This window comes from Amycolatopsis sp. NPDC051102 (assembly GCF_040682815.1).
Lineage (GTDB): Bacteria > Actinomycetota > Actinomycetes > Mycobacteriales > Pseudonocardiaceae > Amycolatopsis.
On the sequence record NZ_JBFBBT010000011.1, the window covers coordinates 240066 to 254316 of the forward strand.

Annotated in this window: 15 protein-coding genes; 1 reads left to right on the forward strand and 14 read right to left on the reverse strand. The window is 72.1% G+C overall.

The genetic code is table 11. The features are described from left to right. Both AB0M93_RS29040 and AB0M93_RS29045 read right to left on the reverse strand, forming a co-directional pair. Positions 1-1158 (reverse strand): DUF6779 domain-containing protein (locus AB0M93_RS29040; protein ID WP_364278660.1); only part of this gene is annotated, 1158 nt, incomplete at its 3' end. A gap of 69 nt (positions 1159-1227) precedes the next feature. Further along, the gene (locus AB0M93_RS29045) at positions 1228-1689 is read right to left on the reverse strand and encodes a DUF3180 domain-containing protein (protein ID WP_364278662.1); all 462 of its coding nucleotides are present in this window, start codon (positions 1687-1689) and stop codon (positions 1228-1230) included. Positions 1690-1750: 61 nt separating this feature from the next. Between AB0M93_RS29045 and AB0M93_RS29050 the strand changes: the two genes are divergently transcribed. Beyond that, on the forward strand, positions 1751-2686 hold the full coding sequence (locus AB0M93_RS29050; RefSeq protein WP_364278665.1) for a MerR family transcriptional regulator: 936 nt from the start codon (positions 1751-1753) through the stop codon (positions 2684-2686). A 361-nt stretch (positions 2687-3047) separates the two neighbouring features. Here AB0M93_RS29050 and folK read toward each other — a convergent pair whose 3' ends face one another. The 12 genes from folK to AB0M93_RS29110 form a co-directional block, all read right to left on the reverse strand. Further along, positions 3048-3539 (reverse strand): 2-amino-4-hydroxy-6-hydroxymethyldihydropteridine diphosphokinase, encoded by a 492-nt coding sequence (folK, locus tag AB0M93_RS29055; protein ID WP_364278667.1) that lies wholly within the window; start codon positions 3537-3539, stop codon positions 3048-3050. After that, positions 3536-3895: a dihydroneopterin aldolase gene (gene folB, locus AB0M93_RS29060; RefSeq protein ID WP_364278670.1), complete on the reverse strand. Its 360-nt coding sequence runs from the start codon at positions 3893-3895 to the stop codon at positions 3536-3538. The genes folK and folB overlap by 4 nt, the downstream gene beginning before the upstream one ends. Next, the gene (folP, locus tag AB0M93_RS29065; protein ID WP_364278883.1) at positions 3888-4694 is read right to left on the reverse strand and encodes a dihydropteroate synthase; all 807 of its coding nucleotides are present in this window, start codon (positions 4692-4694) and stop codon (positions 3888-3890) included. Before folP ends, folB begins: the two co-directional genes overlap by 8 nt. A gap of 35 nt (positions 4695-4729) precedes the next feature. Continuing rightward, positions 4730-5335, reverse strand: a complete 606-nt coding sequence (gene folE / locus AB0M93_RS29070; protein ID WP_364278886.1) for a GTP cyclohydrolase I FolE — start codon at positions 5333-5335, stop codon at positions 4730-4732. Then, the gene (gene ftsH / locus AB0M93_RS29075) at positions 5313-7724 is read right to left on the reverse strand and encodes an ATP-dependent zinc metalloprotease FtsH (protein ID WP_364278673.1); all 2412 of its coding nucleotides are present in this window, start codon (positions 7722-7724) and stop codon (positions 5313-5315) included. The genes folE and ftsH overlap by 23 nt, the downstream gene beginning before the upstream one ends. A gap of 186 nt (positions 7725-7910) precedes the next feature. Then, positions 7911-8738, reverse strand: a complete 828-nt coding sequence (locus tag AB0M93_RS29080) for an ESX secretion-associated protein EspG (protein WP_364278676.1) — start codon at positions 8736-8738, stop codon at positions 7911-7913. A gap of 98 nt (positions 8739-8836) precedes the next feature. Beyond that, positions 8837-9622 (reverse strand): ESX secretion-associated protein EspG, encoded by a 786-nt coding sequence (locus AB0M93_RS29085; protein ID WP_364278679.1) that lies wholly within the window; start codon positions 9620-9622, stop codon positions 8837-8839. Positions 9623-9682: 60 nt separating this feature from the next. Next, the gene (locus AB0M93_RS29090) at positions 9683-11095 is read right to left on the reverse strand and encodes a hypothetical protein (protein ID WP_364278682.1); all 1413 of its coding nucleotides are present in this window, start codon (positions 11093-11095) and stop codon (positions 9683-9685) included. Positions 11096-11117: 22 nt separating this feature from the next. Continuing rightward, positions 11118-11483, reverse strand: coding sequence for a hypothetical protein (locus AB0M93_RS29095; RefSeq protein ID WP_364278685.1), 366 nt, complete (start codon positions 11481-11483; stop codon positions 11118-11120). 158 nt (positions 11484-11641) lie between these two features. After that, positions 11642-12193: a hypoxanthine phosphoribosyltransferase gene (gene hpt, locus AB0M93_RS29100; protein ID WP_364278687.1), complete on the reverse strand. Its 552-nt coding sequence runs from the start codon at positions 12191-12193 to the stop codon at positions 11642-11644. A 3-nt stretch (positions 12194-12196) separates the two neighbouring features. Next, positions 12197-13156, reverse strand: coding sequence for a tRNA lysidine(34) synthetase TilS (tilS, locus tag AB0M93_RS29105; RefSeq protein WP_364278690.1), 960 nt, complete (start codon positions 13154-13156; stop codon positions 12197-12199). Continuing rightward, entirely contained in the window at positions 13153-14163 is a 1011-nt protein-coding gene (locus tag AB0M93_RS29110) for a zinc-dependent metalloprotease (RefSeq protein WP_364278889.1), read from the reverse strand. Before AB0M93_RS29110 ends, tilS begins: the two co-directional genes overlap by 4 nt. Between the last annotated feature and the right edge of the window lie 88 nt (positions 14164-14251).

A 14251-nucleotide genomic window follows, 5' to 3' on the forward strand; every position in this document is an offset into this window, starting at 1 on the left:
CGACATCTCCACACGCGGGATATCTGAGCGCGACACCTCGGCCGGCCGGATGTCCGACCGCGACATCTCCGCGCGGCGCGCGGGCGGCGGCTCGGGACGGCGGATCTCGGTCTTCGGCTCCGGCGGGCGCCGGATCTCCGTCTTGGGCTCCGGCGGGCGCCGGATCTCCGTCTTGGGCTCCGGCGGGCGCCGGACCTCGATCTTGGGCTCGGCGGCCCGCGGCACGTCCCGGCGCGTCGGCTCGGCCGCGGCCTCCGGACGGCGCTCGGGCTGCTTCGCCACTTCGTCCGGCTTCGGCAGCCGCATCGGCTGGGACTCGGCCTGCCGGCGCGCCGCCTCGGCGCGCAGCTCGGCGGCCTTCAGCTCGCGCTGCGCGGCGTTCAGCGCCGGGTCGACCGGCGGGACCGGCGGACGGCGTTCGCTCAGCGGCTTCGGCCGGGCCATCTGCTGGGTGCTCTGCACCGAGACGTTCGCCGGCGTCTTCGGGACCGGCTTGCCACCGAAGCCCTTGTTGCCCTTGCCGAGGCCCTTGCCGTTCGCGGGCTTCGCGCCCGACGCCTTGCGGCGGCGCTCGTCGAGGACGCGGTCGATCAGCTCGGTCGGCCGCTCGCCGCCCTCGGCCACCGGCTTCTTCCCGGCCATCAGCTGGGCCGGCTTCTTCTTCGGCGCGTTGTCGGGGATCATGCGGTTCTCGTCGGAGAGCTTCCGCATCCGGGTCGCCTGCGCGGTCAGCGCGACGCGTTCGAGCAGCACCTCGCCGCCGAACAGCGACTGGAGGCTGTCGCGCAGCGCGGAGACCTCGGCGCGCAGCGCCTCCAGCTCCTCGCGGCCCTTGGAGTCGGCCGCGGTGCGGTTCTCGGCCTCCACCTCCAGCTCGAATTCGCGCCGGGCCGCGATCTCGCGTTCCAGCTCCAGTTCGTACACAGCCTGCGCCTCGGCGACCGCGTCCTCGCTCTGTGCCGCGTGCTTGCGGTACTTCACGGCGAGGAAAGCGCCGATCAGGGCGGCCCAGAGGGCCGCGACGATCCCCAGCCGGAGATAGCGGAGGTCGTCGCTGAGCACCAGTGCGAGGGTGGCTCCGATGGCGAGGACAAAGCCGACAACGAGCCACGGCCTGCCCAAGAGGCGGCCGCGCGAGTCGTCACCCACGCCGGTCATGACTGACACCGTACCTGCTCGTAATCCGAACGAGACCTACTCGGTCCAGCGAGCGGTGGGATTCCAGCGCTAACCGGTCGTCCGGCGGGTGGGCTCACGATCGTGGTCACGCGGGGTCCGGCAGCAGTGTTCGAGCCACAAAGCCGCTGCTACCAGGGCTGCGGCGGATCCGGCGCCGACCACCGCGGCGCGGGTGTCGAGCACCGCCGCGACGAGTTCGTCACGTCGCGGAAAAAGATAGGCGAGCGCGGCCAGCCAGGCGCCCGCCATGAACGCTCCGGCGAGTGACGAAGCCTTGGCGAGGGCCACCGATCGGGCGACCCCGATAGCGGCAACGAGCCGGCCGCTCTTGATCCGCGACCGGATGGAGAACGCCAGCACGAGCTCGATCACGGCCAGCACGGCGAAGGTGATGCCGGCGAGCAGCGGCAGCTGCGGCAGCGAGCCGTAGGCGACCTGGAAGAGCAGGTAGCCGAGGCCCAGGCCGAGCAGCCCGGCGACCACCAGATCACGGGGCCGGGTGAAGTGCATGCCTCAACCGTACCGTGGCAGAGTTGACTCTCCCCCGACTGGAGAGTTCACCATGCGTCTTGTGGGTACCACCGCAACCTTCACCATCGGCGAGCTGGCCCGCCGGACCGGCCTGCCGGTCAAGACCATCCGGTTCTACTCGGACGAGGGCCTGCTGCCCCCGACCGACCGGACGGACGCCGGCTACCGGCTCTACGACGCGGCGGCAATGGCCCGACTGGAGCTGGTGCGCACCCTGCGCGAGCTGGGCCTCGGCCTCGCCGACGTCTCGGCTGCCTTGACGCAGTCAGCGACGGTCGGCGAGCTGGCGACCCGGCACGTCGAGGCCCTCGACGAGCAGATCCGGCGGCTGCGGCTGCGCCGGGCGGTGCTGCGTGCGGTGGCCAAACGCAACTCGGAGCTGGAGGAAGTGAACCTGATGAACCGACTCGCGTCGATGTCCGACGAGGAGCGCAAGCGGCTGGTCGACGAGTTCTGGGACGAGATGGTCGCCGGGCTCGACATCGACCAGGACTTCTACCGCCGGATGCGCTCGGGGAAGCCGGAGCTGCCGGACGACCCGTCCCCCGAGCAGCTCGAGGCCTGGATCGAGTTCGCCGAGCTGGTCCAGGACCCGGACTTCCGCACCCTGATCCGCCGCATGAGCGAAACGCAGGCCCAGCAGATCAAGGACGGCGAGTTCGAGCAGCCGGCGGAGGCCTGGCGAACACACTGGAACGAGTGGGTGGCACGCGCCCAGGAGGCTGTCGATGCCGAGGAAAACCCGACGTCGGAGCGGGGGCAAGCGCTTGCGGCGGAGATCGCGGTCGCCTCCGCGCGACCGGACCAGGACGCGGGCTCGGCGGAGTTCCGCCGCGAGCTGGCGGACCGGTTCGCCGCCAGCGGCGACCCGCGCGCCGAGCGCCACTGGCAGCTGCTGGCGATCATCAACGACTGGCCACCGGTCGCGACCACCCAGCCCGCGGTCGGTTTCATGATCGCGGCCTTGCGCGGCTGACCGCACGGAAACGCCCACTCGGCGACGAATCGGGGGTGAGGGGTAACGGTCACCCCTCATTCCCCGATGAGTCACCTTTCCGACCCCCGGCTCTGGGGGACCCCCGGTTTCAACGTTACTCGCGAGGGCTGACAATTCCGGGCCTGCGCAGGCGGGTTGTCCACAGGGTCCGGCCGGACAGCCGGTTGTCCACAGGGTCCGGTCCGGGCGGCAGCTGCGCGAGGATGGCGAACACCTGGCCGTGCGCGGCCCGCAGCAGGTTGGCGAAGACGCGCGGCCGCGTCGTGGGCCGAAGCGGGCATCACCGACCCGATGTCCGAAGTGGAACGTCGCCGGGCCGGGCTGCCGACTGGGCCTGGCGTCAGCGCAGCTCGAGGTTCGTCCGGCGGACCGTGGCCACCTCGTCCGCCGGGCGGGCGGTCAGCAGCTCCGCGATCGGGCCGTGGCCCGGCAGGACCGCGGCCGGGTCGATCTCCACCCAGGGCACCAGCACGCTCGCGCGGTCCGGTGTTCCCGGGTGCGGCAGCAGCAGCTCGGGGTCGGCGGAGGTCACGCCGTCCACCGTGACCACGTCGACGTCCAGGGTGCGCGGGCCCCAGCGCAGCTCGCGGACGCGGCCCGCCGCCTGCTCCGCCGCCTGGCCCGTGCGCAGCCACGCCCAGTGGTCGCGTGCCGGGTCGTCGACGATGCAGACCGCGTTGAGGAAGTCCGGCTGGTCCTCGACGCCCCATGCCTTCGTCTCGTAGACGCTCGACACCGCGACCAGCGCCGGCCGCACCGCGTCCAGCGCCAGCTTCAGGAAGCCCAGCCGGTCGCCCAGGTTGGACCCGAGCGAAAGGACGGCACGGCTCACCGGTCGCGCCGGACCGTGACGGCGACGTCGTCGAACGTCAGCGCGATCGGTGCCGACGGCTTGTGCACCGTCACTTCGACCCCGCTCAAGCGCTCGTCGCGCATGACCTCGTCGGCGATCTTGCCCGCGACGCTCTCGATGAGGTCGTACGGCTCGCCCGCGACGATCCCCGCCGCCAGCTGGGCCAGCTCGCCGTAGTGCAGCGTCTTCGTCAGGTCGTCCGACTCCGCGGCCGGCCCGAGGTCGAGCCACACCGTGATGTCGACGACGAACTCCTGGCCGTCGCGCTTCTCATGCTCGAACACCCCGTGGCGCCCGAACACGCGCAGGCCGGTCAGCGTGATCCGGTCAGACATCCGGCGAACCCTTCCACCAAGCGGCAGCCACCGCGACCGCGTCGAGCGAAGCCCCGACCTCGTGCACCCGCACGCCCCAGGCCCCGGCCGCCGCGGCGAGCGCGGAGATCGCGGCCGTGGCGTCCTCCCGGCCGTCCGGCGGCCGTGGCGTCCCGTCCTTTTCGGACAGCAGACGGCCGAGGAACCGTTTTCGAGAGGCCCCGACGAGCACCGGGAACCCCAGCGACAGCAGCGAATCGAGCCCACGCAGCAACGCCCAGTCGTGCTCGGCGTTCTTCGCGAAACCGAGCCCGGGATCCAGCACGATCGCGCTCTCGGCGACCCCGGCCGCCAGCGCTTCGTCCACTCTGGACAGCAGCTCGGCGCGGACGTCCGCCACGACATCTTCGTACTTCGCCAGCGCCTGCATGTCCTTGCTGTGCCCGCGCCAGTGCATCAGCACCCACGGCACCCCGGCCTCGGCCGCGACGCGCGCCATGGCGGGATCGGCCAGCCCACCGGAGACGTCGTTGATCACCCGCGCCCCGGCATCGAGCGCCGCGGCGGCGACGGTGGCCCGGGTGGTGTCGACCGAAAGCTGGATACCTTCGCCGGCGAGCGTCCGGATGACGGGCAGGATGCGCCGCAGTTCGGTTTCGGCGTCCACCCGGGCCGCCCCCGGCCGCGTCGACTCACCACCGACGTCGATCAGGTCGGCCCCACGCGCCCACATCGCACGGGCGTGCTCCAGCGCCTGGTCGACCCCGAGGTACCGCCCACCGTCCGAAAAGGAATCCGGCGTCACGTTCAGCACGCCCATCACGACGCACCGGCCGGGAGCGGGAAGCCCCACGCTCACCGGCGCGCCCTGATCAGGTCGAGCGCCTCCGCCCGCGACGACGGCGAGTTCTTCAGCTGCCCCCGCACCGCGGAGGTTGTCGTGCGCGCGCCGGGCTTGCGGATCCCGCGCATGGCCATGCAGAGGTGCTCGGCCTCGATGACGACGATCACGCCGCGGGGTTCGAGCTTGCGCACGATGGCGTCGGCGACCTGGGAGGTCAGACGCTCCTGGACCTGGGGGCGCTTGGCGTAGAGGTCGACGAGCCGGGCGAGCTTCGAGAGCCCGGTGACCTTCCCGGCGGCGTTCGGGATGTACCCGACGTGCGCGACGCCGTGGAAGGGCACCAGATGGTGTTCACACTGGCTGAACATCGGGATGTCCGTGACCAGCACCAGCTCTTCGTGGGACTCGTCGAAGGTGCGGTCCAGCACCGCGTCCGGCTCGGTGTAGAGCCCTGCGAACATCTCGCGGTACGCGCGGGCCACCCGGGCGGGGGTCTCCTTGAGACCGTCCCGCTCCGGGTCTTCGCCGCAGGCCAAGAGGAGCTCGCGGATCGCCTTCTCCGCCCGGTCCTGGTCGAAGACCGGGCGGATGGCGTCACTGGGACTTTTCGGGTCCATCCACGTCACGTCGTTCTCCCTCGTTCTGCTGGTTGCCCGCCTGATCGGCGAACCAGCCGTGCTCACGAGGGCGTTCTTCACCACCGGGCCGCCACGACTGGCCCGGCTGACCGCCCGGCGAGGTCGCGGGCGTCCAGCCCGGAGGGGCACCGTAGTTCGGCGGGCCGCTCTGGCCGGCCGGGCCGCCGGGATAGCTGCCCGGCTGCTGCTGGCCGCTGCCGTAGGTCTGCGGCCAGTGCGCCGTTCCGTTGGGGCCGCCGTTCGGGCCGCCGTAGGGACGGCCGCCGTTCGGGTAGGCGCCCGGCGGGGCGTACGGGTTCGCGTTCGGGTCCACCGGAGAGGGGTACGGGGGGCCACCGGGCAGGTCGCCCGCGCCCTGGGCGGTGCCGACCGGGGTCGGCTCCGGCTTCAGGACCGGCTTCTCCTTCTCCGGCGGGGGCCACGGCTCGCCGCGCTCCATCGCCAGCTCGCCGGGGGTCTTGATCGGCGGCTTGTCCGACGGCGTCCGCTCACCGAACTCGTTGAACACGGTGATGTGCGGGCGCTTCTCGACCGTCGCGAAGATCCGCTCCAGGTCCTTGCGGGTCAGCGTCTCCTTCTCCAGAAGCTCGATGACCAGCTCGTCGAGCACGTCGCGGTAGGTGTTGAGCACGTGCCACGCCTCGGTGTGCGCCGTCTCGATGAGCTTGCGCACCTCCTCGTCGATCTCGTGCGCCACTTCCAGCGAGTAGTCCGCCTGCCGGCCCGCCGAGCGGCCGAGGAACGGGTCGCCCTGCTCCTGGCCGTACTTGACCGCGCCGAGCCGGGCGCTCATGCCGTACTCGGTGACCATCGCGCGGGCGATCTTCGTCGCCTGCTCGATGTCCGACGACGCGCCGGTGGTGGGCTCGTGGAAGACGAGCTCCTCCGCCGTGCGGCCGCCCATCGCGAAGACCAACCGCCCGATCATCTCGGAGCGGGTCATCAGGTCCTTGTCGTCCTCGGGGACGAGCAGCGCGTGCCCGCCCGTGCGGCCGCGCGGCAGGATCGTCAGCTTGTAGACCGGTTCGATGTCCGGCATCGCCCACGCGGCGAGCGCGTGCCCGCCCTCGTGGTAGGCCGTGATCTTCTTCTCCTTCTCGGAGATGATCCGGCTCTTGCGCGCTGGGCCGCCGACGACGCGGTCGACCGACTCCTCCAGCGCCACGTCGGTGATCACGTGCCCGTTCTGGCGGGCGGTGAGCAGCGCGGCCTCGTTGAGGACGTTCGCCAGGTCCGCGCCGGACATGCCGACCGTGCGCTTGGCCAGGCTGGTCAGGTCCGTGCCCTGGGCGATCGGCTTGCCCTTGGCGTGCACCTCGAGGATCGCCTTGCGGCCGCGCAGGTCGGGCGCGGACACCGGGATCTGCCGGTCGAACCGGCCCGGACGCAGCAGCGCCGGGTCGAGGATGTCGGGCCGGTTGGTGGCCGCGATCAGGATGATGCCGCCGCGGGCGTCGAAGCCGTCCATCTCGACGAGCAGCTGGTTCAGGGTCTGCTCGCGCTCGTCGTGCCCGCCGCCGAGGCCGGCGCCGCGCTGGCGGCCGACCGCGTCGATCTCGTCGACGAAGATGATGCACGGCGCGTTCTGCTTGGCCTGTTCGAACAGGTCACGGACACGCGACGCACCGACACCGACGAACATCTCGACGAAGTCCGAGCCGGAGATCGTGTAGAACGGCACACCCGCCTCGCCGGCCACGGCCCGCGCGAGCAGCGTCTTACCGGTACCGGGCGGCCCGTAGAGCAGCACGCCCTTCGGGATCTTCGCGCCGAGCGCTTGATATCGCGCCGGGTTCTGCAGGAAGTCCTTGATCTCGTACAGCTCTTCGACGGCCTCGTCGGCACCCGCGACGTCCCCGAAGGTCGTCTTGGGCATGTCCTTGTTCAGCTGCTTGGCCTTGGACTTGCCGAAGTTGAGGACGCGGTTGCCGCCGCCCTGCGCGTTGTTCATCATCCACATCAGCAGGCCCAGCACGAGGGCGAGCGGGATGGCGAAGATGAGGATCTGCGTCAGCACGCCCTGCTGGGTCACCTTGGTGGTGAACTTGATCGGCTGGCCGCCGTTCTTCGCCGCGATCAACGAGTCGTAGATCGGGCGGGTGGCGTCCGAGGGGTACTGCGAAATGATCTGGGTGACCTGCTGGCCGTCGACGTCGATGGGCTTGGTCAGCAGCAGCTTGAGCTGCTGTTCCTTGTCCTCGAGGCTGGCTTCCTTGACGTTGTTCGAGGTGATCTGGGAGTTCGCCACCGAGATGGGTGCCTGGGTGTACCCACGATCACTGTCGAAGATCGTGTTGTACGCGAACAACGCCAGCAACCCCGCGACGATCCACAGCAGTGGGTTCCTGAGCACGCTCTTCCGGTTCATACGACTCGGCCCTGGTGGCCTCGACCCTCCCTGGTTGGGCGGCTCCTGTGATACCCGCCATCACGATCTTGACAACCCGTGGTGCCTGGACACCTGCCCATCAGGGTACCGCCCGCTGCCGCGTTCATCCCCTGTGAGCCTCTCGCAGGTCAACGGGCGATACCGCCCCTGGGTTCCCGGGCCACGCTAGCGCGTGCCGTCGGACACACTGCTCACCATCTCGCCCAGCCTGCTGCGCAGCGTCTTCGGGTCCGCCGGCGCCACGGTGACCCACTCGCGCCCGTCCGTGCCCGCGCGGGAAAGGCTCAGGTAACGCCCGGTCGCGGTGTCGAACCAGCCCAGCACGCGGGACCGCTGCCGGGCCCCGACCTGCGAACGGCTGTTCGCGGCCAGCTGACCGCCCCGCTGCCGGGGCTGCCCGGCGATCCGGCCGTAGGCCTCGCGCGGATCGACGGCGAGGCGTTCGCTCAGCGGCGCTCGCCGGGCCCGGCCGCGCCGTTTGCCGTCTTCCTCGTCCGGCCCGGACGGCAGGGACGCCGGCACCCGGATCGGCGCGGTGCGCAGGGCCTCGTCCAGCGGAAGTGTGACCGACGCCTCGCTGCCGCGCGGCCCGGCGGGCAGGATCCCGATGACGGCCGAGACCAGGCCGTCCGGCGGGACGTCCCGCAGCCAGATGCCGTCGGCGTCCTGGATCGCGAGCACGCCCTGAGTGTCGTCGGCCGCCGCGAGCAGGCCGACGGTCGGGGCCTCGAACTGCGGGATGTGCAGCGCGTCGATGGTCAGCGGAGCGAAGGCCAGCAGGTGCAGGGCGTCCTCGATTGGCGGCGCGAGCCTGCCGCGCGGGTCGCGGATGCCCCGCGCCTTCAGCTCGACATCGGTGCGGTGACGCAGCGAGACGCGCTCGTCTTCGGTCGCGCCGTGCGACCGAACGATCAGCGGGTACGGCAGCTCCCCGACGCGCGCCGACTCCCAGAGGAAGTCGAACGCCAGTGGCGAGAAGAACTCTTGCATCATTACTCTCCCGGATCGGACTCTTGCTCAGCGTAGCCCGCACCCCCGACAAAACCGGGCCGGTCCGGTGGCGAGCTGGGCACGTCCGGAGAAGCCGGGTGTCAGACCGTGCTGGTCGTCGCGACGCCCGCCAGCATCTCGCCGAGGCGGTGGCGCAGCGTCGCGGCGTCGGCAGGGGCGATCGTGATCCAGTCCCGGCCGTCGCGGCCGCGGGTGGCCTGGGTGAAGTAGCGGCCGGTCTCGGTGTCGAACCAGCTCAGGACTGGGGACCGGGTGCGCCCGCCCAGCCGGGTGCGGGCGTTGGCGCCGATCTGGCCGCCGCGCAGCCGCGGCTGGGCGTGCAGCCGGGCCAGCGCCTTGCGGTCTTCGTCGGCCGAAGCGCGCTCGTCGCCGTTGCCGCGGCGCTGCATGAAGTCGACGCCGTGCGCGCCGACCAGCTGCTCCAGCGGCACGGTGAGCGACTTCTCGCTCCCGCGCGGGGCACCGGGCAGCAGCGAGACGATCGCGCTCGCGAGCCCGTCGGCCGGGCACGGCTGCAGGTGCAGGCCGCGCGTGTCCTGCACGGCCAGCAGGCCCTGGCCGCCCAGCACGCCGGCGGCCGACAGCAGCGGCTCGGCGTCCGGGGCGATCAGCTGGACGGCGTCCAGGCTCAGTTCCGGGGTCGCCAGCACGCCGAACCAGTCCTCGATGTGCGGCTCCGGCCGGCCGCGGCCGTCGGCGAGGCCGCGCGCGGTGAGCCCCTCCAGCGTGCGGCGGCGCAGCAGCGCCCGCTCGTCGACGGTCGCGCCGTGCGAACGGATCTTGAACGGGTACGGCAGCTCGCCCAGCCCCGCGGACTCCCACAGGAAGTCCACCTCGACCGGGGTGAGCAGCTCAGCGTTCGGCATCGAGCCACCCCCAGCAGGAACCGGGCCGGGCACACCGCAGGCGTGCCCGGCCCGAACGGATCAGCGGTCTTCGTCGGCCTCGGACCACGCGCCGATGACCGGCGGCGGGGTCGCCTGGTTCGCGCCGAAGGCCTCGTCCGGGTCCGCCTCGATGAGGAAGGACGCGTGCGTGTGCTCCTCGTCCTGCTGGCCCTGGGCACCGTGCGGAGCCATGCCGCCCATGCCCGGGTTCATCGGCGGCGGGGTCTGGCCGCCGATGGTGCCCGCCGGCGAGACGACGCCCTGCTGCGGCCCCTGCGCCGAAGCGGCGCTCTGGCCCTCGGCCGACGCCAGCTTCGTGTCGTTCTCGGCCTTCGCGCCGGACTTGCTGCCGGAGCCCAGCGCCCGCGTCGCCAGCGCGCCGAGGCCGCCGGCCGCGCCGCCGATGCCGAGGCCCATGCCGATCTTGGCGAGCGGGTTGCTGCCGCCGGGCTGGGCGCTGCCCGAGCCGACAGTGCCCGCGCCGGTGGCCGCTCCGGCCCCGGTGACCGAGCCGCCTGCCGCGTCGCTGCCGAGCGCCGCCGCGTCCTGGCCGAAGCCCGCGGCACCCGGGACGCCGCCGTGCGCGCCGACGCCGTTCGGGCCGGCGACCGCGGCGTGCTGCGCGCCGAACGCGCCGCCGTGACCACCGAAGCCCGCGCCGCCGGAGGCGAAGATCGCGTCGCCCGCGCCGGGCAGGGCGTCGACCTGGCCGGTGCTGCCGACGCTGTTCACCGCGTTGAACGAGATGGAGTTGTGCGACGCCGTCGGCTGCATGCCGAGCGACTCCGGGCCGAAGCTCGGGGTCGAGTTGTCGACCTCCTTCATCGCCTGCGTGTAGGCGTTGAAGAACGCGACCTGCTGCGCCTTGACGTCGTTGGCCGCGTCGGACTGCGCCTTCTGGTCGGCGATCAGCGCCGCCGGGCCGCCCGCCAGCGCAGCCGCCATGGCCTGCTTGGGGTCGAAGTCCTTCGGGGCAGGCATCTTCTTGACCTCGGCGGCCGCCGCGGCCTGGCGGGCGAGCCGGTCCGACATCGTGTGCGCGGCGTCGGAGGCCTGCGAACCGGAGTTCGCGATGGACACCAGCGCGCCCTGCGCACCCGCGGCGCCCTTGCCGACCCAGGCGTTGCCCAGCTCGGCGATCGCGTTGTACAGGTGGTCGGACGCCTGCTTCAGCTCACTGCCGTGGTGCGCCCAGGCGTGCCCGGTCGCCTCGGCCGTGCCGGGGTCGTTGTTGTTGACCGCGCCGGCGTAGAGCTGCTGGCTTTCCTGCGCGTTCCAGTTCGGCGGGTTGGCGATCGCGCGGTCGCTGCCCATGTCGAAGCCGCCGGCGCTGCCGCGGGCGTTGTCGACGATGTTCTGCGAGGCCGAGTTGTCGCCGAGCGGGACCAGCGAACCCTGAGCAGCGGAGCCCGGAGTGGTCGCCGCCGGCTGGTCGGTGTGGTTCGGAGCCATGACTACGAGTTCCCCTCTGGACTCAGGCGTTACGGAACGGGTCGGCCGCGGCCTGGTCGATCTCGTGGTACCGGGACATCGCCGTGACGATGCCCTCCTCGGCGGCGGAGTACTGGTCGAGCAGGTTCTGCAGCGCGGCGGCGTAGGAGTCGCCCCCGCCGTCCGCGCGCTGCACGAACTTCGCGGCCATCGCGTGGCCGACCGGGTTGTCACCGAGCTTCGGCGGCTGGGCGAGCGCGCCCGCGCCCGCGAGGAGGGCCTCGACGGCGTCCTTGCCGGTGCGGATCTTGTTCAGCACGGTCTGCGCGGCGTCGGGGTCGATCCCGACCTGGCCCGCCGCGGCCGCGGCCTTGAAGGCGTTCGCGTCGGCAGTGCTGCTGTTCCCCATCTGCACTCTCTCCCGTTCCCCCGACCCGGTTCACCGCGGGCACGACTGGTCTTCGCATAGGTTAACGCACGTGATCAGAGCCTATGACGCAATCGGTGCCGCCGGGGTTCCGAAAATCCGGTGGTTGCGGTGAACGGTCGGTGAACTCCCCCGGCTGACTACGTCGTGTAGACCTTCGGGTCCAGGGTGCCGATGTAGGGCAGGTCCCGGTACCGCTCGGCGTAGTCGAGGCCGTAGCCGACGACGAACTCGTTGGGGATGTCGAAGCCGATGTACTTCACCGGCACGTCCACCTTCACCGCTTCCGGCTTGCGCAGCAGCGAAACGACCTCGAGCGACGCGGGGTTGCGGCTGGCGAGGTTCTTCAGCAGCCACGACAGCGTCAGGCCGGAGTCGACGATGTCTTCGACGATCAGCACGTCCCGGCCCGCGATGTCGCGGTCGAGGTCCTTGAGGATGCGCACGACACCGGACGACGAGGTCGCCGAGCCGTACGAGGAGACGGCCATGAATTCCAGCTGCGTCGGCAGCGGCAGCGCGCGGGCGAAGTCGGTCATGAACATGACCGCGCCCTTCAGGACGCCCACCAGCAGGAGTTCGCCCTGCCCGTTGGCCGGGTAGTCGGCGGCGATCTGCTCCGCCAGCTCCGCGATCTTGTCCTTGATCTGCTGCTCGGTGACGAGCACGGAGGCGATTTCGCCCTCGTACACGGGTCATTCCCCTCGTGTGGTGGGTTGGGAGGTGAGGCAGAGCCTGCCATGGCACCGGCTCGCCTCCAAGTTGCCGGGCAACCAGACACCGCCCTGTCCACGCCACCGGGCGACGAGGTCGTCGACCGCCCGGAGGTGCGCGTCGGTGAGCTCGCGCACACCCGATTGCAGCAGCCACCTGCGAAGAACCCGCCGCCGCAGTGCCGGCGGCTCGCCCTCGAGGACGCCGGCATCCAGCCCTTCGGCACCGCCCGCGCGGGTGAAGATCATGTCCGCCACTGTGTCCAGCGCCTCATTGTCTTCGCGCAGCTGCGCCGCCGTGCGGGCGAGCGCGGCGGCCACTCCGCCGTTGAGGACGTCTTCCAGGAGCGGCAGGACTTCGGTGCGCAGCCGGACGCGCGTGAACCGCGGTTCGGCGTTGTGCGGGTCGTCCCACGGCTCGACGCCGAGCTCGGCGCACGCGGCCCGGGTGGTGGCCCGCGGGATGCCGAGCAGCGGCCGTCCCCACGGCGGGTCGTGCGGGCGCATCCCGGCCATGCTGCGCGGGCCGGAGCCGCGGCCGAGCCCGAGCAGGACCGTTTCGGCCTGGTCGTCCAGGGTGTGGCCGAGCAGGACGAGCTCGTGCCCGGCCAGCGTCCGGTAGCGGGCCTTGCGCGCGGCGGCTTCCGGGCCGCCCGGGCCGGTCACGTCGGCCCGGCGCACCTCGGCTTCGTCGACGCCGAGCGACTTCGCGGCGGCGGCCGCGTCGAGCGCGATCTTCGCCGAGCCCTCCTGCAGGCCGTGGTCGACGACGAGCGCCCGGACGCGGTGCCCGCGGTGGTGCCCGACGTACGCGGCGGCCTCGGCCAGCGCGAGCGAGTCCGCGCCACCGGAGACCGCGACGCACAGCTCGGGCGGGGCTTCGACCGCCGCCAGGAAGCCGCGCACGGCCCGGCGGACCGCCGCGACTGCCGGCCCGGTCATCCGTGCAGACGCCGGACCCACGCCGCGGGATCGGCGATCTCGGCGCGCGACGGCAGGGTGTTCGGCGACCGCCAGACGGCGTTGAAGCCGTCCATGCCGACGGCGTCCACGACGTACTTCGTGAACTTCGCGCCTTCTTCGTACTGACGGATCTTCGCGTCGACGCCGAGCAGCGCGCGCAGCAGCCGGTCGAAGACGCCACCGCCCTTGCGCCGGGCGGTGAACCGCGCGCGGATCGTGTCGACGCTCGGCACGACCTGCGGCCCGACGGCGTCCATCACGTAGTCGGCGTGCCCCTCCAGCAGCGTCGACAGCGCCAGCAACCGGTCGAAGACCGCGCGCTCCTTCGGCGACTGGAGCAGCTCGACGAGGTTCAGCTTCGGGCCCTGCTTGATCGCGTCGGGCAGCCGGCCGACCAGGTCGGACAGGCTGTCCGTGCCGCCGCCCGCGAGGCCGGAGACGAGCCGCTCGACCTCGTCGGCGAAGTAGTCGCGCAGCCACCGCACCGCGGTGAACTGGAGCCGGTGGGTGCACTCGTGCAGGCAGACCCAGAGCCGGAAGTCGTGGCCGGACACGCCCATCGCCCGCTCGGCGGCGACGACGTTCGGCGCTACCAGCAGCAGCCGGCCTTCGCCGTCCGGGCCGCCGAAGGGGTCGTACTGGCCGAGCACGCGGCTGGCGAGGAAGGCCAGCACCAGCCCGGTCTGCACGCCGGCGCCGCCGGCCAGGATCGGCCCGAGCGGCCCGCCCTGCTGCGGCAGCGCCCGCCCGGTCAGCGCGTCCAGCCCGGCCGCGGCCGACCGGACCCAGCCGGGGCGGTCGACGACCTCGCCGGGCAGCAGCGGCAGGTCCAGCCCCAGGTTCGTCAGGCCGCGCACGTGCCCCTCGGCTTCAACGGTCAGCTCACGCAGGTCCGTGACGGCCTCTTCGGCCTCTTCGCGCGGAACCTGCGGACCACCGCGCACGAGCAGCGCGCCGGTCTGCGCGGCGATCGCCCAGTCGACCATGGGCCGGGTCTGTGTTTCCTGACTCACCCTTCCGACGCTACCTGCCCGGCGGGGGTTTCCGGCCACGATCTTCGTACGGTTCGGCTCC